Genomic DNA, 21,026 nt, shown 5'->3' with positions numbered 1-21,026 from the left:
ATTTCCTAGGAAAGATTACATTCATCTTTGAAAATTCATGTTTTCACCATAATCTTTTACAATTTGAATAATATTTCGAAATGTACCCATTCTTTCTTTACTATGATTTAACATGTATAAATCATAATAATCATAATATAATTCTATTGCCTTTTGCTGTGAAACTGATACATTATTAAGCGGCACGATAAAATGAGCTTCATATTGTTTATATCCTTCTCTTACTTGCTCGCCTCCAATCATTTCACTCGTTTTCCGGCCAATTATTTGTTGAATCTTTTCTGGAAACACAATTTGAAAATAATATTCCTTTTCGGTTTCCAACGCTTTATATAAAGAATTTGAGATTGTATAAAATATAGTATAATGTACATTGTTATTGTCTACTTTAATATGAAAAGCTGTAATTTGCATATCATTTTTTGTTACTTCTGCTAAGCTTGCCCCCTCCGTATGATTATGATGAATCATTGGAAGGAGAGCTAGAAGCTGCTCTGTCTCCTTTTTAGGAATCTTATATATCCCTTTCTCATTTTGAAGCCACCCTTCGCGAGATTCTCCTCTGAGCCATGCACGATATATTTCCTTTTTCCCTTCCTTCTCAATTTGTATTTCATACTCAGGTTCTCCGAAGCTTCCTATTATCTCTTGTTTTTTAGCTTTATGAATAATATCTACTACCCTTTTTGCCTCTTCCTCTTTCAAAACCTTTTCTATCTTTCCTTTTTGTAAAATGGTAACTTCTATGTTTTCTTGCACAATACTCACCATCTCTTCGTTTCGTTCTCGCTCTTTCGGCTGTCCTATTTTGCTACATGATACAAGTAAGACTATGCATAGACATAATACATATTTTCTCTTCACTCGATCCCCTCTATCTCGCTAATATAAGAAATAATTATCATTTGTACTCACTTATATGAATGAACAGACACCGAACTCTCTCACCTTCTACAACATATTCATACTGAGCTCAATCGTATTTCACCCATTATTGAACGTGATTGTTGGACGATTTGGAGCGCGATAAAAGCGTAAGGAAGCCTCACATCTATCTGTGAGGCTTCCTTATTTCATAATCTCATTTTGCAACACTCTTGATAGCCTCCACTTCTAGCCTGTGCACTTCCACACTTTGGACATACTAAATATCTAGACTGGTTTGTCAACAAACTACCTTTTGGAAAGAGTAACACTTCTGCTTGTTTAAACGAACGTGAATAATATAACCATATAAAACCACAAATAGCGAGAATCCCCAATAAAGCTCCCATTGCAAGCATTTCCGTCACCTCTTTTTAGGTTTGTTCTTTCCAGCAAGTGGATTGTTGTATTATTCTCTATAAAATTTCAAAATTCCTGCTCTATCCCCATAATTATCTTATTTGTCTGTAAATTTAACAATCCTTTATATTGTTTTACACAAATTTTACAAAAAATATTTTTTCGCTCTCATACACTAAAGTGAACCTTCAAACAGAGAAGTCTCTCCATCTATACTTGTATTCTTCATAACTAATGTTTTACGAATCTGCATTTTTTGAGGTGATAGTCTTACGATCCCCCAGACTTTTAGAAGAGACCTTTTCAAAAAAATGTGTTGCAGAGAGGAGTATCATCATGTATCCCTTCTTATTGTTTACTTTCTTGATGAAATTGGTTATCTCTATTTTCATTCCTTCCCCGAACATATCCATGCAGATTATTAGTCTCAACGATTTTCATGGACAATTAAATACAACATCTATGCTACATGGGAAAGCTGTCGGACGTGCAGATTACCTCGCTAGCTATATTCAAATGTATCGCATGAAAAATCCGAATACTTTGCTTGTACATACTGGGGATATGATCGGTGGGAGCCCTCCTATTTCAGCATTATTTCATGACGAACCAACTATGGAATTTCTCAACAAACTACAATTTGATGTAGGTACAGTTGGAAATCATGAGTTTGATAAAGGTCCTATTACGCTACACCAACTCATTAATGGTGAACTTTTTTATAAAAAAACTACTTTTTCTGGTAGTGCATTTCCTTACATATGTGCAAATGCAGTAGATAATCGTAGCAATCAGCCCCTCTTTCCACCTTATACGATTAAATGGATTGAAGGAATTCCCATTGCATTTATTGGGATCACCACAAAAGATACTCCTTTTGTCACAATGTATAGCGATATGTCCTCTGTTCGCTTTTTAGATGAAGCTTCTACAGTTAATGATTATGTGCGTCACCTACAACAACAAGGTATTCATGCATTTATCATTCTTGCGCACCTTGGTGGTCGCACAAAAGAAGGTATTACAAATGGAGAACTAGCTCATCTAGCAAATAAAGTAGACGCTGATGTTGATATTATCTTTGGGGGACACACTCATTCTTATATAAACGGAAATGTGAACGGAAAATTACTTGTTCAAGCTTATTCTTATGGAAAAGCTTTTTCAAACGTTACTCTTACCTTAAATCGAACAACGAAAGACATTATGAAAAAACAGGCCGAGATTATCCCTGTTTATCAAGAGAAACTTCTACCGAATCCACACATCACATCATGGTTACAGACTTATTCTTCAAAAATTCGTTCTAAGGTAGAAGAGCCATTAGGCGTAACGAATTACAAGCTTACTCGAAACCAGAATAAACATGGAGAATCCGATTTAGGAATACTGATCGCTACAGCACAACGCCAAACGATGAATGCTGATATTGCCTTTGTAAATCCTGGAAGCATTCGATACGACTTACAGAAAGGAAGCATTACATGGGAAGATACTTTTCTCATACAGCCATTTGGAAACAAACTTATTAAAATGGAGCTATCCGGAAAAGAAATTAGAAGAGCCTTGCAAGAACAATGGAAAGATGAAACTCGTATTTTACAAGTTTCAGGACTACGGTACAGTTTGAAGGATTATACTTTACAAAATATTTCACTAGAAAATGGAATACCCTTGCGAGATAATGAAGTATATTCAGTTGTAATCAATTCATTTTTAGCAAATGGCGGAGATAAATTTAGTGTGTTTAAAGCAGGGCGAAATCAAATCGAAGGCCCAACAGATCAAGAAGCTCTGGCAAATTACATACGCTCCATTTCCTATATCAATACGCTTCCACAAAGTTTCATACAAAAAAGCTATTGACTTTTTTGAAAAAACATGCAAAAATACTGTCAAAATACTTAAAGAAAATTCATTGACGAGAACGAGTACGTTATAGAGCTGTTCCCCAGAGAGTTGGCATTTTGCTGCAAGCCAATGTTCAGTGCATAACCGAAAATCATCTCCGAGAAGTAGAACTGAAAGAAATAGTAAGTTCTCACCGGCTGTCCTCCGTTACAAGGAACACGTATCATGTTGTACGTTGCAAAGCCGTATACAGATAGATATTTTTCTACATGTATAAATTAGGGTGGTATCGCGGGTAATCTAACTCGTCCCTTTATGAAGGGGCGAGTTTTTTATGTTCTTACGAATGAACTTTTATAAAAGGAGGAAAAAACAATGAACACTGTATCAAAAAAGCATGTGTTTTTCACAGGACTTATGCTATTCTCTTTATTTTTTGGAGCAGGTAATTTAATTTTCCCTCCAATGCTTGGACAAAATGCAGGTGATCATTTCTGGCCAGCTATGGTTGGGTTCTTATTAACAGGTGTCGGCTTACCTTTATTAACCGTTATTGCAATCTCTCTTTCTGGAAGTGGAATGCAGCAACTTGCGAGTCACGTTCACCCAATATTCGGAATTTTCTTTGCGGTTATCGTTTATATTTCAATTGGACCATCTATGGGAATTCCACGTGTTGCAAATGTTGCTTATGAAATGGGAATTAGTTCATTTTTACCCGAAGACGTCCGTACTAGTTCACTTACACTATTTGTGTACACAGTCGTTTTCTTTTCTCTTGTATATTGGCTAAGCTTAAATCCTTCTAAGCTAGTAGATCGTATTGGAAATATATTAACACCTATTTTATTATTTTCTATTTTCTTATTATTTGTAAAAAGTGTGTTTACGCCACTTGGCCAATCAGGGCCAGCTATGCAAGACTATGTAACTTCCCCTATTTTTAAAGGGTTTATGGAAGGATATTTAACAATGGATACGATTTCTGCACTTGCATTTGGAATTATTGTTGTAAACGCCATTCGCTCAAAAGGTGTAGAAGATCGAAAAACGGTTGCAATCGCAACAACAAAAGCAGGCCTTATTGCCGCTATCGGACTCATCCTTGTATACGTTGCACTCGGTTGGTTAGGTGTAACGAGCGTTTCACTTGGATATGCGAAAAATGGTGGTCAATTACTTACAGTGATTGTTCAACAACTATTCGGTCCATATGGTCTTTCTTTATTAGCTATCATTGTAACACTTGCTTGTTTGACAACATGCGTAGGACTCGTCTCAGCATGTAGCCAATATTTCTCAACATTATTGACAAAATTTTCATACAAAAATTTCGCTAGAATCATTTGTGTAGTTGGACTTCTCGTAGCTAACTTAGGATTAACAAAAATTATCGCAATCTCTATACCAATTTTACTTGTTGTATATCCAATCGCAATTGTCCTTGTACTCCTTTCACTACTTCATAAATTTTTTGGCGGTTATCGCTCAGTTTATGTTGGCGCTTTAGTCGGCGCAGGAGTAATAAGTGTGTTTGATGGTTTAAAACAAGGAAATGTTTCCGTTTCATTTATTACTTCTTACTTTGAATGGATTCCATTATATACAGAAGGCATCGGTTGGCTGTTACCATCATGTTTAGGGGCAATGATTGGTCTTATTGTCGCAAAACAAAAAAACGAAAAACCAGTTCCATCGGTAGAAAATACTTCTGGATCGAAAGTATCCTAAACCATCAAGGTAAGGGGATATATCCTTTCAAACAAAAATAAATCCAATCCTAATAATTTGAGTGGAATCAATCTATAATAAGTATATAACTCATTGGTAAGGCTTCACTATTTCTATGACCATCGATTGGTAAGATAATGAGTTATGCCCCTTGGAAAAGGTACCTTGCAGCAGGGATACCTTTTCTTTGTACATTTGTATTTTGAAAGTATAACTAAAATACTTTTCTATAGGGGATTTAAGAATTTGTTACTTTAGATGATTATGTTTAAAAAAGGAGCTTCAACAAAATACACACATACTTCGTTGAAGCTCCTTTCTATTTTATAAGTTGATGTCTAAATGCGTAAATAACTGCTTGTGTTCGATCGCTGACATTCAATTTATTTAAAATGTTACTTACATGTGTTTTCACAGTTTTCAGCGCTATAAACAGCTCATCTGCAATTTCTTGATTACTTTTCCCTTCTGCAATTAATAATAAAATTTCAAACTCTCTTTCTGTTAAATCGTCATGTAATGGTTGTTCCTTCTTTTGGCGCATCCGAGACATCATTTTACCGGTCACTTTTGGTTCCAACACCGTTTCCCCGTCATAAGTTGCTCGCACCGCATCTGCGATATCACTTGCTCTTGACGTTTTTAATAAATAACTCGTTGCTCCCGCCTCGATAACAGGATATAACTTTTCATCATCTAAAAAGCTCGTTACGACCACAATTTTTGCTTCAGGCCATTCCTTAATAATCGCACGCGTTGCCTCCACTCCATCCATGTCATCCATAACAAGATCCATTAAGATGATATCTGGTTTTAATTGTAGTGCTAGCTCTGAACCTTTTCTGCCATTTTCCGCCTCTCCAACTACTTCAATATCTGGCTGTGTTGATAAGTAAGCAGATACCCCCATGCGAACCATTTCATGATCATCAACTAGTAACACTTTAATCATAATTCTCCCCCTCTCTCTATCCTAATTAGCACTTTCACTTCAATTTGTGTTCCTTTATTTGGGAAACTAAGTACTTTTAACGTCCCTCCAATTTCATGAACGCGTTCCTGCATAGATTGTAATCCATATGATCCTGCTTTATTTACCCCCACTTCAAATCCAACACCATCATCAATTATTTTCAAAATGGCATATTGATCAATTTGACGAAGGCGTACTTCTATTTTCTTTGCCTTTGCATGTCGCAGTGTGTTAGATAATGCTTCTTGTAAAATACGAAATAGATGATCTTCGACACCTTTTTTTAATTGAATAGATTCAACGAACCATTCGATTTTCATATGTTGTTTTCTAGAAAGCTCTGTTAATAGTTCCTCTATACCTTCTGTTAGTTTTTTTCCTTCTAATTGTACAGGACGTAAATGAAGAAGCAACGCTCTCATTTCGGATTGCGCATTCACGACCATGTTCTCTACAAGCTTCAATTGTTTTTTTGCTGTTTCTGGAAATTGATCTACTTGCTCATTAATTGCTGACATCATCATAGACATCGCAAAAAGCTGCTGACTTACAGAATCATGCAGTTCCCTTGCCAAGCGATGTCTTTCTTGAGAAATAGCTTCTTGCTTCATTTCTTCATTCCAATGAGCTCGTTCATTTGTTACCTTTTGAAATAACCCAGCTTGTTCTTCTAATCTTCGAGTAAGCGTCATAACTTTTCGCTCTATTTCATGAAATTCGTCTTCTGCTGTAAACGAAACATCTTTTGGAAAGTTCCCGCGCTCTACTTCAAATAAGAAAGTATTCAAGCCTTGAATACGCTGCTTTACATAATAGCCAATCGCATATCCTACAATGCCTCCAATAAGAAGACTTGTACTCATTATTAACAAGCCAACAGGAACAGAAGCAATTGATTCTTTCCATAAGAAATCATATACATCTCGCTTACTTTTCCACACATAGATAATTGTACAAATGAGTGCAATACTAATAGAAGATAGCATGGAATAACGAATGTACATCCATGAAATATTTCCTTGTTTTTTCATCATACTTTCCTCACTTCCGTATCTCCTACGACAAGCGAAGAAATAATTTTAATACGACGAGGAGCTTCTCTATACTGCTCTGTTTTAAATGTAACATTTCGGTTCAAACCTGTTTCTTCATGCCCTGGCAGTAATACTCTCCCAACAATAACAGAATGATTTAAAGATAATTCAATGTCATATGGAACGTACAATCTAATATTTCCGATTACCCCACGAATAACAATGACGGTTTCTCCTTCTGGAATCATCGCCGTTGTTAAGTCCATTTCAACATCACAGACTCCATATTGAACATTAATATCTTCCAGTTCATAAATATGATCCATCATTCGTACGTTTCCTACCATCATGTTTTTTAAATATGGTTCAGAACGATAGATTGGTTTATCCTCATCAATATATCCTTTCTCCTTAATCTGAACTTGAACTGCTTGCTGTTTCTGCTGCCCTTGAATCAGTCGATAACCGATAAATGCTAGACAAGCGAATACAACAAGTACGAAGGCCGCTGATGAAAATAGAAAGAATAAAAATACAAGTCCCCCAATAAACAAAAACACGTTGCCTCTCACATAACGATTCTTCTTTCGATAATGTCTTCCAAACATAATCATAATAAAGGCAAAAATAAGACCTCCTGGTTCAAAGCGTCCAGAAATCATATCGATAAAAAGACCAAATCCAAATATAATGAGGAGCATCCCCACAAATTGTGTTTTTGAAAATTGTTGCTTCATTTCAGCTCCCCCCTTCTCATTACATATAAAGTAAAATTTGAATCAGTGGGAGTTTTCTTCATCCCTCACTGATTAGAGCCCTCACCAATCAGGCTACCCGTTACTGCGAGATAAATAGAAGAAAAAGGTATTGCTTACCAACACCTTTTCCCCTATCACTATATCATATGCTCGTTTTATAATATACTACAATTATTTTATTCCTTCTTTGTTTAAAGATACTTCATTTTTCTCTTTCATTTCGCGCTCTAGTTTAGCAATTTTCATATCAAAAGTATCACGTTCATACCCTTCATTTATGCGAAGTTCTAAATCACGAATATGATCTTCTATTTCTTCAAATCGTAAAAACGGATTGTTTTCATCCATTTTATGAAGCGCTGTATTCATACGACGATTCGCATGCGCCATATTTTCACGCGCCATCAGTTGCATACGCTTTGCATTCATTTCTTTTAATTTATTTTTCATTTCAGAAAGGCGACGTTCTAATTCATCAATTTGTTCGATCACACCTGCATACATTTCTTCTAAACGAGCCACTTGCCCTTCATAATATGCGACTTCTTCTAAAGCACGCTCATGTAGTTGCAGTTCTCCTGCTTCTTGTGCAACAATGGCTTGCTTTGATCTCTTATTTACGAAATAACGCGCCTCTTCAAGCTCACGAGCAAAGTTCGTTTTTAACGTTTTATGACGCTCAATTAACTTTTCAATTTTCGTTATTTCACGTTCACTATCACGTAAATATTGGTTTAACATAGCAATTGGGTTTTTTCTTTCTTTTTCATCTAATACATTATGAAGATCTGCTAAAATCGCATCGCGTACACGGTCAAATAAAGATTGTTTCATTCTAATCTTCCTCTCTTCTATTTTATCAATTAGATTCGTTTATACTAGTTTTTCATTAACTTATTCCACTCATCTTCAAAGTTGCTATATTTTGTAGAGCTTCCTGAAGTAGAATCCATTACTACATCTTTTTCCTTTTTCCATTCATGGTATCCGTAATATAAAACGACCAAGGCTACGATACCAATCAATGCAGGAGAATGTGAAAGAGCGATTGATAGACCGATTAAACCAACAATCCCCCAAGCTAGCTTTCCAAAAAATGATTGTGCTCGCACAAATGATTTATAGCTCCAGTACACAATTCCCGCTCCAATGGCAAATCCTATCATACCTCCAAGGCTACCAAGAGCAATTAAAGCCAAAATACCGGCTGCGATAAACGCTAGAAATTGTTTCATCTTGTGCTCGCCTCCCTTCGATTTGATACTCTTATCTTAACTATTTTTTTGATTTTTCATAACGAGCTTAAGAACCGTTTTCATCTCAGACTTAAGACTGAGACACAATCGGCCTTTTGCCAACTTACCCTTCACGAATCGAGCTTTCATGAGCATATTTCCACCTAACTTCCTTGCTCTCACTAAGTTTTGAAACAGGAGCCTTATTGCCCGTTCATGCAGGATAAGAGAGGGAGAGGGAATAATAAAGGATGATTTTACAGATCATAAAAGAGAGAAATACAACCGATAAAAAGGATATAAACAATCAAATTTATCAATACAATTTAAAACATTTTCCATCTGAATTTACATAGTACATACTCAGGAATTCAATAATTTCTTAAAGATGATACAGGTCGAATTCCCGGAGGATTGTTAGGTGAAATTTGCTGGAACTGGTTAGCGATTCATACTTTCTCAGATTCACAAACTAGAATAGATCTCTAAGTTACTATTAGAAGCTTAAAAAAATGCAATTTCATAAAGGTTGATATATTCAGCTTCCAAGCATTAGATTTTTATCAAAAATACGGCTATCAAATACTCAGTACTCTCGATAACGTCAGAAAGCATGATTAGCACTACTACTAAAAAAAGACTTATAAACGATAAAAAGACGCTCAAAATAACTTTTATGAGCGTCTTTTTTGCCTTATTCTAATAAGAAATTAAGCTGTTTTATGGAATTGTCCTTTTTCTTCTACTTTTGAAAATCTCGGAAAACCAATTAAAATTGAAACTACACCACATATCCCAACTAAAATCGGATAAAATGCATACGGCAATAGTTCAACTGGTGATAAAGCTGCAAATCCTGCTGCTGTTAACATCTGCGCTCCGTACGGAACGAGCCCTTGAACACAACACGAGAACACATCTAGTACACTCGCCGATTTTCGTGGATCAATTTTATATTGATCTGCAATATTTTTTGCAAGAGGGCCAGTGAATATAATCGAAATGGTGTTATTCGCTGTACATATATTCGTCATGCTTACTAATCCAGCAATTCCAAATTCCGCACCTTTTTTCGAACGGATATTACGTGTTAATGTATTCATTAAATATTGAATACCACCATTATATTGAATGATTTCAACCATTCCACCAATTAAAATTGCCAGTAGAACAAGTTCCATCATTCCACTTACCCCTGTTGCAACACTTTTAAAGAAGCTAGCTAACGTATAACTACCATCTAAAAAACCAATGATACCAGATAAAATGGTTCCACCTGTTAATACAACGAGTACATTCCATCCAAGTAGCGCTGTAATAAGCACCCCTGCATACGGCAATATTTTCACCCAATCAAATGCATGTGTCTTTATTTCTGTATGATTTCCTAAAGTAAGAACAACTAATAATACAATGGTAATCATAGCAGCGGGTAAAACAATTAAAAAGTTTGTTTTAAACTTATCTTTCATTTCTGTCCCTTGTGAACGAACAGCTGCGATTGTTGTATCAGAAATAAATGATAAATTGTCTCCAAACATGGCCCCACCTACAACTGTTGCCATCGCTAACGCAATTGAAATATCTGTTTGTTGACTGATTCCTACAGCAATCGGTGCTAATGCTGCAATTGTTCCCATTGAAGTCCCCATTGCTAATGAAATAAATGCACCAATCACAAAAATGCCAGCTATAATAAATCCTTGTGGCAAAACAGCTAAAGCTAAATTAACTGTAGAGTTCACTCCACCCATTCCCTTTGCTGTTTCTGAAAAAGCACCAGCAAGTACAAATATTAATACCATAATCATAATGTCTGGATTCCCAGCTCCTTTAGCGAAGCGTTCTACTTTCGTTGTAAAACTCTCTTTCCGATTCATCGCTAAAGCAACTCCTACCGCAATTAGTATCGCTACTAAGATCGGCAATTTATAAAAATCACCTGTAATGATTCCAGAACCAATAAATAGTACTAAAAATATTCCAAGTGGCAATAAAGCAAAAATATTTCCTCTCGTTTCCTTCACCATATCATCTCTCCCTAGTTTTAAACCTTTTCTACTGAATAACAAAAGACCTCTTCCGAGAAGAAGAGGTCTTATACATCTATAAGAAACACTCTTCTCATCTTTCAAGCACATGCTTGCTGGATTTGGCACAGCACTCCAAAATCGAGTCCGCTGCCGAGGCATCATAGGGCCAGTCCCTCCGCCTCTCTTTATAAGAAGGTTTCATATTTTTATTTGTAATAATATCTTTCCTAACTTTACTCGCTTATAAATCAAAAGTCAATTATTATTTTTACAGAAATAATCGGTATATTCTTCCTATTAACACAATACGACGAATATACCAATCATTATATATAAAAAATAATCATTTCAATGTTTCCATTTCATGTTTTAAAATAACAAGCCATGGAAATTCTTTTTTTTCGATTCTTTCAATCACCCACCTTGCCATATCCCACGCTTCATTATATTCTTCTCTGGAAATATCTCCTTCCGCATAAGCCTCTTCCAACTCATCTTCATCTAATAAATATATTTTCCCATCAGGAAATAACACGACATCCAAATATAAATCATCAAAATATGGCAAACCATTCTCATCTACTTCAAACTCTTTAGCAATATCAATATAATACTGCACTATATTTTTTTGTTCATCTAACATAGCTGTAATAACAAATTTTTTACCCTTTATAAAATACTGCACCCATGTATAGCCATCATTTACAATACAAACTTCACTATGATCATACTGCTTATAACTAGGTTCCTTTACTTTTATTACGCGCAAAATACCTAACATACCTTGCTCACATGCCCGCACTTCATATGTTTTCTCTAACAATCTTTTCCACGAGGCACCATTTCCATATTTCCGCTTCATTATACCTCTCTCCTTCCCAATGTAGAAAAGCTCCCACATATTTATGCGAGAGCTTTTTCAATCGTTATTACGCTGCTTGTTTTCGAGATATCTCTTTCAAATAAGCTTGTCCTTTTATATCATCATATTGGCCTTCCCATTTAGACATAACAACAGCTGCTAAAGAGTTTCCAACAACGTTAACTGCTGTACGTGCCATATCTAAAATACGGTCAATACCTGCGATAAACGCTAAACCTTCTGCCGGAATTCCAACTGTACCTAACGTTGCTAATAATACAACGAATGATACTCCTGGTACCCCTGCAATCCCTTTTGATGTTAACATTAATACAAGTAACAATGTAATTTGCTGTGTAATCGATAAATCAATACCATACATTTGCGCTAAGAAAATTGCAGCAATCGCTTGGTATAACGTTGATCCATCTAGGTTAAATGAATAACCAGTTGGAATAACGAAAGATGAAATCGCCTTTGGACAACCAAATTTCTCCATCTTCTCCATAATTTTTGGTAAAACTGTTTCTGAGCTCGCTGTAGAGTACGCTAAAATAAGCTCATCTTTTAAAATTTTAAAGAACTGGAATATGTTAATTCCGAAGATTTTCGCTGTAAGTCCTAATACAACAACAACAAAGAAAATCATCGATCCATACACAACAATTACTAACTTCCCTAGCGGGATTAATGATGCTAGCCCAAATTTAGAAACGGTTACCCCAATTAAAGCAAATACCCCAAATGGCGCAAACTTCATCACTTGGTTTGTAACATAAAACATCGCATCTGCTACCCCTTGGAAAAATTGCAGAACCGGTTTTCCTCTTTCACCAATCGCTGCAACACCTAAACCAAATAATACAGAGAAGAAAATAATAGCAAGCATATCACCTTTTGCCAGTGATTCCATAATATTTGTCGGAACAATGTTTACAAATGTATCCGCAAATGAATGACTCTGTACTTGCTCAGTTGTAGCTGTATATTTTGAAATATCTGTTTTTGTTAATTCATTCATATTAATGCCTTTTCCTGGTTGGAAAATATTCGCTACTAATAAGCCGACAACAATCGCAATTGTTGTAATAATCTCAAAATAAATAATTGTTTTTCCGCCTAATCGACCTAGCTTTTTCACATCTCCAACACCTGCAACCCCAACAACGATGCTCGCTACAACGATTGGTACAACAATCATTTTAATTAATCGAATAAAAATATCACCAATTGGTTGTAAAAACTTTGCTACCTCTGGATTGCCATAAAAAATCGCCCCAACTGCAATACCAAGTGCAAGCCCTATTAATATTTGCCACGCAAGTCCAATTCTCTTCATACTTGCTGCCAACCCCCTTCTTAGATGCTATAACTCTATTTTTCTATGAAGTGAAGAAATTAAGAGTATTACATATAATTCGACAATTCACTACATTTGTCTCCCTTTAAAATGATAAATCATAAAATGAAATCTGACAACAAAATAAGTTTTCCTGAATACAAATATTTTTCTTGACAAAAACAAAACCCATGTAAGAAAACCTAACATGAGAATGATTCCTTCTTTGATTTATTAACGTTTTTCTGTTGCACCTTCTTTTTATGCATATAACATAAAAATGAATTTTCACCATTTTTTTTATCCTTATTGAAATAGGCAAGAAAGGGATTACAATACATACAAATAACCAAATTCGACAATATTCAGCAATTTTATAAAATTTTCTTTACATTATGATTACAACAATAGACAGCATTCTTCTTCTTATATACAATCATAGGTGGGAAAGGAGCTAGACAACTCATGAATAAGAAATTTGCAGCTTTTAGCGTTTTAGCAGCAGGAACTCTTTTTGTTTCTCCGTTACTTTCACCAGTACACGCAGAAACAAGTCAAGATAAATTGTCCAATATTCAATCAGAATTAGAAGGGAAACAACAAGAACTCCAAAATAAATCAGCTGAAAAAGAACAAATGGAGAAAGAAATACAAGAATTACAGAAGAAGATTGATGAATTAACAACTTCCATTAATAAAAATGAAGCTGATTTAAATGATACAAAAAAAGAAATTACTAAAACACAGCAACTTATTAATGAGAAAAAGAAACATATTGAGCAACTACAAAAAAATATTGATACACGTCAAGAAGTGATTAAACAACGTTTACAATCTATGCAAGAAAAACCGCGAACAAATATCATAACTGAAGTTTTAACAAGTTCAAATAACCTCGCAGATCTCGTTGATAATATGTATTCCGTTAGTTTAATTTTAAATAACGATACTGATATCGTAAAAAAACAAACGCAAGATCAGGAAACTGTAAAAACAGAAAAAGAAACTGTTGAAAAAAAAGAACAACAACTGAAAGAAGCTGAACAAAAATTACAGCAAAAACAACAAGAATTACAAGCAAACCAGCAACAACAACAAAATCTCATTAATGATTTACATATAAAAGTATCACAAGTAGATTCAGAGATTGAGAGTTTAGAAGAATCGAAAAATATTTTAGAAAATCAGCGTCAAGCTGTTCAAAAAGCAATGGAAGAAGAGAAACGTGCAGAAGAAGCGCGTAAGGCAGAAGAAGCAAAAAAACAAGCAGCAGCTTCAACTCAAGCTACTTCAGTACCACATGATACAAATGTAGGTGGATTTATTAAACCAGCTGCTGGCTCAAAAACTTCTGGATTTGGTTCTCGTTCTTTAGGGAATCACTTCGGTATCGACATTGCAGCCTCTGGTACAGTTCCAATTATTGCCGCTGCCGATGGTGTTGTGATTCGCTCTGAGATGTCTTCTAGTTACGGAAATGTTGTATACTTATCTCATCGAATAAATGGGAAAACATATACAACTGTATATGCGCATATGAGCAGCCGTTCTGTCTCAAACGGACAAACTGTTAAACAAGGGCAACAATTAGGATTTATGGGAAATACAGGACAATCTTTTGGACAACATTTGCATTTCGAACTTCATATCGGCGAATGGAATGTAGGAAAAACAAACGCAGTAGACCCTTCTCCTTATATCGGACTATAAAAAAACTCGGTACATACCGAGTTTTTTCATTTCTTTAACATTTTGTAGGCTTTTTACATAGACTAAAATAATAGTCCAATTCATCTGGGAGGATTTGATTATGAATAAAGAAAAATTACAAAACGAGCTACAAGAAGCACAAGAAACTTATATAGGACGTCTCTTCACTCTCGGAGGTTCGATACTTTTTTTATCGAATCATTTATAGCCGCTGCCGTTGCTTACAAAGCCTATAACCGCTTATTAGATAAACAAGCAGCGAACTCATAAGAAGAAATTGATTTCGTTTATCCCGCTATTTTAGGACAGTAATAGCCCGCTTGGTGAGGAGGCATAATCAGTAGGGAATGAAGAAGCCCCTACTGATTAAAGTTTTACTTTATTTTATAACATTTTAAATATACCGATTGCATTTAAAAATACAATGATAACTGTTACTGGGATCATGTAACGAAGTAAGAAAAACCAAATGTGAAATAATGTTTTCCCTCTTGTTTCCGTAACTTCCAATTCCTTCATCAGTAAATCTTTACGCATTTTATTTGGCACAAATAGCGAAATAGCTAATACACCTAACGGAAGCAAAATATTGCTAACTACAAAGTCAACTAAATCAAAAAATGTCTTTCCAAATATCTTAACGTCACTCATAATCCCAAATGATAATGCAGATGGAATTCCAACAACAAAAATAAGTAAACCAATGATGAAAGATACAGAAGGACGTTTTTTCACATTATCTTTCGCTGCAGAAGCAACAACGATCTCAAGCATTGAAATAGCTGAAGTTAATGTTGCAAAGAAAAATAAGATCAAAAACATAATAAAGAAAAATTGTCCAAATGGTATTTTGGCAAATACAGCTGGAAGAATAATAAATAATAATCCTGGTCCTTCTGTCGGTTTAACCCCTAATGCAAAAATAGCTGGAAAAATAGCTAAGCCGGCAAGCACTGTAATAAATACTGTTAAACTTACAATCGATGTTGCTGATTTCGCCAAATGTTCTTCTTTCTTTAAATACGAACTATACGTAACCATGACAGATGCGCCCACTGTTAGCGAAAAGAAAGATTGTCCCATTGCATATAGAATCGTATCTGCCGTTAGCTTTGAAAAATCTGGTTTTAAGAAAAACTCGACCCCAGCAAAAGCACCATCCAGCGTAAGCGCACGAATAATAATCGTAATAAATAAAATAAATAAAAGCGGCATCATATATTTACTTGCCTTTTCGATCCCTTTCTCCACACCTTTACTCACAACGAAAATAGTGCAAAGCATAAAGAGAAGTTGCGCTCCAACTGTACTTATAGGATTCGAAATGGTTGCTCCAAACACTTCGCCATAGTTTACTCCTTCTCCCCAAAAAGCACCCGTCACACTAAAATATAAATATAGTAAAATCCAACCGCCTACAACACTATAAAAAGATAGAACACTAAAACAAGTGACAACTCCCATACGACCGATCCATGGATATAACTTACTATTTGGTACTAATACTTTATAAGCTGTAACAGCTTCTTTTTGTGTACTACGCCCAATGACAAATTCCGCTAATAAAAGAGGCATACCAATAAATACTGTTAAAAGCAAAAAGACTAAGAAAAACGCTCCGCCTCCTCCATTACCTGCCACATATGGAAACTTCCAGATTGCTCCAAGTCCTACTGCGGCCCCAGCAGCTGCGAGTACAAAACCAATTTTCGACGTCCATTGTTGTTTGTCTTTCATCATATATTCCCCTTTTCTGAATTTTCTTACTTCTGTAAATTATACCCTTTCATTTCATACTCGCGCACCTCCTTTTTAAAATAAAAAAGTCCCCTACACGCTGTTATGCATGTAGAGGACGATATATGTAATAGAATACCGTGGTACCACCTCAATTGGATTTAAAAAAACCCCACTTCTTTCAGGTACAGGAAATATCCGATACCCTATCCTTTTAACGGCGGCACCCGGGCTGCCTACTCAATTGTTCAGCATACCTCTCGCAAGCCCATTCTGTATATTTTATCGCACTGGGCTCACACCTATCCCCAGCTCTCTGAACGCCTCAAATATACATACTCTTCTTGCTCATCGATTTCATATTTTAAAGATACTTGTGATTATAAATCATATAATCCTGTTTGTAAAGTACGATTCATGTTCTATCCTACTTGACTTTTTTTCTCTAATGTTTGTAAAAATAATTCTCGTTCCGCTTCTTTTTGAAGGTATATAGGCTTTAACACTTCTTGTAGCACTATATTTTGCTCCCGTTTTTTCAATTGTAATTCTTTCACTTTTCTTCTTACTTCATATAAAAAATCGAGATATGTTTCATATATCTCATCGTATTTATGTGCAATTTCATCGCGAATTTTCTTCGCAAGCTTCGGACTTGCTCCTCCTGTAGAAACAGCTATATTAAGCTTTCCCCGATGAATAGTAGCTGGAAAATGAACGTTTCCCTTTTCTGGATTTGTAATCACATTTACCAATTGATTTGTCCCACCATCCTTTTCAATTCTTTCATTTAAGGACGGATCGCTAGTGGCTGCCACCACTAAAAACGCTCCTTCTAAATCACTTTTTTCATACTCTTTTTGATACCAGCGGATTTTTTTAGATTCGACAAGTTTCACTAAGCTTGCATCTAATTTAGGACTTACAACAATAATATTTGCTCCTTGGTGTAATAGCGGTATAATTTTAAATCCAGCAACCTTCCCGCCTCCAATAACAACAACACACTTATTTTCAATTCGAACTGTAAGTGGATACATATTTATCGCTCCTTAATAGCTGTTCTGTCTTTTGAATTAACATATTTTGAACTGTAGGATTCTTTCCTAAATACGGACTTATATGTATATCCGCATTTTGATATTTACTTACTTCTTTTTCAATATGTTTCATTAACAGTCCTGTAAATAATAAATAAGGTAAAACGATGATATGCTTTTCCTTTCTTTCTATTATTTCTTGTAATTTATCTTCAAATCTCGGCTCTGCCGCAGCTAAATAACACACTTCCACCGTTTTCACATTTTTCTGCTGCTGAAATAAAAACGCAATCTCTCTCATATTCTCTACTATTTCTGGATGACTACTTCCCCGTGCTACTAGTAAAAGTGTTGCTTCTTCCTTATTTTCTTCCAAACCACTTTCTTTATAAGCAGCTGTGATAAGCAAATCAGATACTCCAAATGCATCACCATATACAATTTCAAGGTTCTCATATTTATTTTTTATTTTTTGTAATTCATATGGAATATCTTTTTTTACATGTCCTGCTGCTAATAGAAAAACTGGTATGACAATCATTTTTGTGGCTCCTCTTTTTATACAAGCAGCAACTCCCTCTTCAATGGATGGACTCGCTAACTCTAAAAAACAAACTTCTTGAATAGACGCATGAATGTGACTCATACAAGACGTAACGAACTGTATCGCCTCTTCTTTCGCAGCTTTTAATCTACTTCCATGACATACATACAGTACCGCTTTCATTTTACAACACTCCGCTTACTGGATATGCTACTTCTGTTTGCTGTTCAAACCAATGAATTTTCTCCCTAAAACGAACGACTTCTCCAATGACAATCATACTCGGATTTTGAATATTTTCACTTTCTGCAATAGAAACGATTGTCCCTAATGTTCCTACAACTGTACGCTGTGACGAAGTAGTCCCCCACTCAATAATAGCAGCTGGTGTCTCTGCTTCTTTCCCATATTTCAAAAGTTGCTCACATATATACGGAAGATTACTAACTCCCATATATACCGCTAGTGTATCGACACCTTCCGCTAAATTTTCCCACTTTATTTCTTCCGCTGCCCCTTCTTTTCGATGACCGGTTACAACTGCAAAACTAGCGCTTACTTCTCTATGTGTAACAGGAATCCCTGCATACGCAGAAGCTGCTATTCCTGCTGTAATACCAGGAACAATTTCAAAAGGAATACTATGTTTTGCTAACGCTTCTGCTTCTTCACCCCCTCGGCCAAATACAAACGGATCCCCTCCTTTTAACCTTGTTACAACCTTTCCTTTTTTCGCATATTTCACTAAAAACGCATGGATTGTTTCTTGCTTCATCGTATGATAGTTTGGTAATTTTCCACAGTAAATTAGGTCTGCATCTGGTTTTGCATAAGAAAGTAATTCTTTATTCACAAGCCGGTCATACAAAATGACATCCGCTTGTTCAATGCACTTTACTCCCTTAACTGAAATTAATTCTGGATCTCCTGGCCCCGCACCCACAATATATACTTTTCCCATCCTCTCTCCTCATTTCTCCTAGTTAACGTGAAACTTCCATTCCTTTATGAACGGAAGTTTCCATTATTGTTTATTTCGCATTACAAAGTCTCTTGTTCATAAATCACAAACGCTGCACCTTTTCGAATCTTCTTTTTTTCATATAGAGAAATTTCTTTCACTTCTGGCAAAGGTAAGAAATATTTTTCTAATTCGACTTCAACAAGTTGAAATGCCTGTTCTTCACTTTGTGCAACGACAACTACAGGCACAACACCATTTGCTAAAACAGCTTCAAAACGATATAAATCCATACGTTAGCCCCCTATGATGCAATTCCTTCTTCTATAATGGTGTTGAATGCCACTTGTAAATTTTCAATTCCTACACGACCTACAAACTCATAGAATGTTTCAGCCGGCAATTTATGCTCTTTAAAATAAGTTAAAAAGGACAGCAGTACATTTGAAAGATCTTCTCCATCAATTTTCCCTTTTAATTTTTGATTATAGGCACCGCCATCAAGCAACGTTCCACCTACATATATTTCAAAGGCTTCAACAATTCCTTTTTCTTTCGTTTTAAGCTTTACTCCTTGCAATCCAATATCTGCAATTTGCCGTTGCCCGCATGAATTTGGACAGCCTACCATATGAATTCGAACAGGGACATCTAATGCAAGTTGCGTATCTAAATCATCTGCAATTTGCCGTAATCTTTCTTTCGTTTCCACTAATGCTAAATTACAATATTCAATTCCCGTACATGATACAGCGTAACCGATGAAAGATTTTGGACTTGCTGATATGGATTCAAACAATGGTTCTTTTAATAGACTTTCTACATTTTCTTCTGGCACATTTGGAATAATGAAGTTTTGTGAATTACATGTGCGAATTTCTCCATTTCCATACTGCTTAGCAATTCTCGCAATTTCAAAGAACTCCTCCGAATGTAATCGCCCGACAGGTACATTAAAGCCTACATATGATAGATTTCCCTGCTTTTGTTTATGCACACCATAAAAATAACCAGCATTCCATCCTTTTAGAGCACTCTTTCCCTTTCCATGTAAAGGGCCTGTATATTCTAGTAATGTTTCTTTAAATTTTTCCGGTCCCCAATCTGCTACTAAAAATTTCAAACGAGCTAAATGTCGTTTTTCACGATATCCAAAATCCCGAAAGATGGTCGCAATAGCAATCGCTACGTCCTTCACCTGCTGCGGGCGGACAAAGAGATCGAGTTCTTGTGCTAAATAAGGACGCGCTGATAATCCGCCACCAACTCGCACATGAAACCCTTCTACTATATTTCCGTCTATTTCTTTCCTCGCTGGCACAAACGCTGCACAATTAATTTCAGCATTTGCTGCATTATATACATTAGCACTAATAGACATTTTAAATTTCCGTGGTAAATTCGAAAAATCCTCATTATGTTGAAAGAACTCGTATATGTCTTTTACAATTGGCGCCGTATCAAAGAGCTCATCACGATCAATACCAGCAAGCGGATTTCCGATAATATTTCTTGTAATATCTCCGCACGCTCCTGCTGTTGATAATCCTACGCTTTCTAAACGCTTGAAAATATCCGGTATTTGTTCAATTTGTAGCCAATGAAATTGAATTGCCTGTCTTGTCGTAATATCAAGAACATCGCGGCCATAGTCTTCTGCAATAGAAGCCAATACTTCCACCTGTTCATTCGTTAAAATACCAGAGGGGATATTAACACGCATCATAAAGTACCCTGCCTCTTTTGGACGTTGCAAGTATAACCCCGCCCATTTAAAGGAATCCCATTCTTCTTTCGGAATGGATGCAAAGCCGTTTTCAGCATAATATGAAATGTCTTTAAAAATCTCCAAACCATCTTTCTTTAATTTCTTTTTCTCTGCCCTATTTAATTTCTCATTGCTTGCCCATACTTTTTCATAACTCATAATCTAT

General features: G+C 35.7%; 19 protein-coding genes, 2 pseudogenes, 1 riboswitch and 2 other annotated features. Of the genes and pseudogenes, 5 read left to right on the top strand and 16 right to left on the bottom strand.

Features of this window, described 5'->3' with window-relative positions; genetic code table 11:
- Positions 1 to 21 precede the first annotated feature (21 nt).
- Positions 22 to 864, bottom strand: coding sequence for a YhfM domain-containing protein (locus tag MR058_RS03145; RefSeq protein ID WP_242142597.1), 843 nt, complete (start codon positions 862 to 864; stop codon positions 22 to 24).
- A 63-nt stretch (positions 865 to 927) separates the two neighbouring features.
- Here MR058_RS03145 and MR058_RS03140 point away from each other — a divergent pair.
- Positions 928 to 1,038, top strand: a pseudogene (locus MR058_RS03140) (class I SAM-dependent methyltransferase); the annotation flags it as partial.
- A gap of 35 nt (positions 1,039 to 1,073) precedes the next feature.
- Here the strand turns inward: MR058_RS03140 and MR058_RS03135 are convergent.
- Positions 1,074 to 1,283: a hypothetical protein gene (locus tag MR058_RS03135; RefSeq protein ID WP_242142596.1), complete on the bottom strand. Its 210-nt coding sequence runs from the start codon at positions 1,281 to 1,283 to the stop codon at positions 1,074 to 1,076.
- Between the two features lie 337 nt (positions 1,284 to 1,620).
- Between MR058_RS03135 and MR058_RS03130 the strand changes: the two genes are divergently transcribed.
- Both MR058_RS03130 and brnQ3 read left to right on the top strand, forming a co-directional pair.
- Positions 1,621 to 3,150 carry a bifunctional metallophosphatase/5'-nucleotidase gene (locus MR058_RS03130; protein WP_242142595.1) on the top strand — a complete coding sequence of 510 codons (1,530 nt, stop codon included), beginning with the start codon at positions 1,621 to 1,623 and terminating at the stop codon, positions 3,148 to 3,150.
- A 43-nt stretch (positions 3,151 to 3,193) separates the two neighbouring features.
- Positions 3,194 to 3,451: a binding site (T-box leader), on the top strand.
- A gap of 59 nt (positions 3,452 to 3,510) precedes the next feature.
- Positions 3,511 to 4,866, top strand: coding sequence for a branched-chain amino acid transport system II carrier protein BrnQ3 (gene brnQ3 / locus MR058_RS03125; protein WP_242142594.1), 1,356 nt, complete (start codon positions 3,511 to 3,513; stop codon positions 4,864 to 4,866).
- 319 nt (positions 4,867 to 5,185) lie between these two features.
- Here the strand turns inward: brnQ3 and MR058_RS03120 are convergent, their stop codons facing one another.
- The 5 genes from MR058_RS03120 to MR058_RS03100 all read right to left on the bottom strand — a co-directional run bounded on the left by MR058_RS03120 (position 5,186) and on the right by MR058_RS03100 (position 8,866).
- Positions 5,186 to 5,818 carry a response regulator gene (locus MR058_RS03120; RefSeq protein ID WP_242142593.1) on the bottom strand — a complete coding sequence of 211 codons (633 nt, stop codon included), beginning with the start codon at positions 5,816 to 5,818 and terminating at the stop codon, positions 5,186 to 5,188.
- On the bottom strand, positions 5,815 to 6,870 hold the full coding sequence (locus tag MR058_RS03115; protein ID WP_242142592.1) for a sensor histidine kinase: 1,056 nt from the start codon (positions 6,868 to 6,870) through the stop codon (positions 5,815 to 5,817). The genes MR058_RS03120 and MR058_RS03115 overlap by 4 nt, the downstream gene beginning before the upstream one ends.
- Positions 6,870 to 7,610 carry a cell wall-active antibiotics response protein LiaF gene (liaF, locus tag MR058_RS03110; RefSeq protein ID WP_242142591.1) on the bottom strand — a complete coding sequence of 247 codons (741 nt, stop codon included), beginning with the start codon at positions 7,608 to 7,610 and terminating at the stop codon, positions 6,870 to 6,872. The genes MR058_RS03115 and liaF overlap by 1 nt, the downstream gene beginning before the upstream one ends.
- A gap of 192 nt (positions 7,611 to 7,802) precedes the next feature.
- A complete protein-coding gene (locus tag MR058_RS03105; RefSeq protein WP_242142590.1) occupies positions 7,803 to 8,465 on the bottom strand; it encodes a PspA/IM30 family protein in 663 nt (220 codons plus the stop codon).
- A 44-nt stretch (positions 8,466 to 8,509) separates the two neighbouring features.
- Complete coding sequence (locus MR058_RS03100) at positions 8,510 to 8,866, bottom strand: lmo0954 family membrane protein (RefSeq protein WP_242142589.1); 357 nt, start codon at positions 8,864 to 8,866, stop codon at positions 8,510 to 8,512.
- 251 nt (positions 8,867 to 9,117) lie between these two features.
- On the opposite strand from MR058_RS03100, the pseudogene MR058_RS23570 reads away from it, so the two are divergent.
- Positions 9,118 to 9,487, top strand: a pseudogene (locus tag MR058_RS23570) (GNAT family N-acetyltransferase).
- 89 nt (positions 9,488 to 9,576) lie between these two features.
- Here MR058_RS23570 and MR058_RS03095 read toward each other — a convergent pair.
- The 3 genes from MR058_RS03095 to gltP form a co-directional block, all read right to left on the bottom strand.
- Positions 9,577 to 10,893 (bottom strand): Na+/H+ antiporter NhaC family protein, encoded by a 1,317-nt coding sequence (locus MR058_RS03095; RefSeq protein ID WP_242142826.1) that lies wholly within the window; start codon positions 10,891 to 10,893, stop codon positions 9,577 to 9,579.
- Positions 10,894 to 10,987: 94 nt separating this feature from the next.
- Positions 10,988 to 11,093: riboswitch (SAM riboswitch) on the bottom strand.
- Between the two features lie 149 nt (positions 11,094 to 11,242).
- The gene (locus MR058_RS03090; protein ID WP_242142588.1) at positions 11,243 to 11,761 is read right to left on the bottom strand and encodes a ribonuclease FAU-1 family protein; all 519 of its coding nucleotides are present in this window, start codon (positions 11,759 to 11,761) and stop codon (positions 11,243 to 11,245) included.
- A gap of 67 nt (positions 11,762 to 11,828) precedes the next feature.
- Positions 11,829 to 13,100 (bottom strand): glutamate/aspartate:proton symporter GltP, encoded by a 1,272-nt coding sequence (gene gltP / locus MR058_RS03085; protein ID WP_242142587.1) that lies wholly within the window; start codon positions 13,098 to 13,100, stop codon positions 11,829 to 11,831.
- Positions 13,101 to 13,565: 465 nt separating this feature from the next.
- Between gltP and MR058_RS03080 the strand changes: the two genes are divergently transcribed.
- Entirely contained in the window at positions 13,566 to 14,810 is a 1,245-nt protein-coding gene (locus tag MR058_RS03080) for a murein hydrolase activator EnvC family protein (RefSeq protein ID WP_242142586.1), read from the top strand.
- A gap of 384 nt (positions 14,811 to 15,194) precedes the next feature.
- On the opposite strand, the gene MR058_RS03075 is transcribed toward MR058_RS03080, so the two are convergent.
- The 6 genes from MR058_RS03075 to MR058_RS03050 form a co-directional block, all read right to left on the bottom strand.
- Positions 15,195 to 16,547: a sodium-dependent transporter gene (locus MR058_RS03075; protein ID WP_242142585.1), complete on the bottom strand. Its 1,353-nt coding sequence runs from the start codon at positions 16,545 to 16,547 to the stop codon at positions 15,195 to 15,197.
- A gap of 111 nt (positions 16,548 to 16,658) precedes the next feature.
- Positions 16,659 to 16,908, bottom strand: a binding site (T-box leader).
- A 61-nt stretch (positions 16,909 to 16,969) separates the two neighbouring features.
- Positions 16,970 to 17,587, bottom strand: a complete 618-nt coding sequence (locus tag MR058_RS03070) for an NAD(P)-binding protein (protein ID WP_242142584.1) — start codon at positions 17,585 to 17,587, stop codon at positions 16,970 to 16,972.
- Positions 17,562 to 18,314 carry a sirohydrochlorin chelatase gene (locus MR058_RS03065; RefSeq protein WP_242142583.1) on the bottom strand — a complete coding sequence of 251 codons (753 nt, stop codon included), beginning with the start codon at positions 18,312 to 18,314 and terminating at the stop codon, positions 17,562 to 17,564. Before MR058_RS03065 ends, MR058_RS03070 begins: the two co-directional genes overlap by 26 nt.
- A 1-nt stretch (position 18,315) precedes the next feature.
- Positions 18,316 to 19,092 (bottom strand): uroporphyrinogen-III C-methyltransferase, encoded by a 777-nt coding sequence (gene cobA, locus MR058_RS03060; RefSeq protein ID WP_242142582.1) that lies wholly within the window; start codon positions 19,090 to 19,092, stop codon positions 18,316 to 18,318.
- Positions 19,093 to 19,172: 80 nt separating this feature from the next.
- Positions 19,173 to 19,385 carry a DUF3906 family protein gene (locus MR058_RS03055; RefSeq protein WP_242142581.1) on the bottom strand — a complete coding sequence of 71 codons (213 nt, stop codon included), beginning with the start codon at positions 19,383 to 19,385 and terminating at the stop codon, positions 19,173 to 19,175.
- Positions 19,386 to 19,396: 11 nt separating this feature from the next.
- Positions 19,397 to 21,019, bottom strand: coding sequence for a nitrite/sulfite reductase (locus MR058_RS03050; protein ID WP_242142580.1), 1,623 nt, complete (start codon positions 21,017 to 21,019; stop codon positions 19,397 to 19,399).
- Between the last annotated feature and the right edge of the window lie 7 nt (positions 21,020 to 21,026).

This window comes from Bacillus cereus group sp. BfR-BA-01430 (genome assembly GCF_022663115.1).
Classification (GTDB): domain Bacteria; phylum Bacillota; class Bacilli; order Bacillales; family Bacillaceae_G; genus Bacillus_A; species Bacillus_A cereus_BD.
Note: the sequence above shows the minus strand (reverse complement) of the source record. Positions and strands in the feature narration are given on the sequence as shown.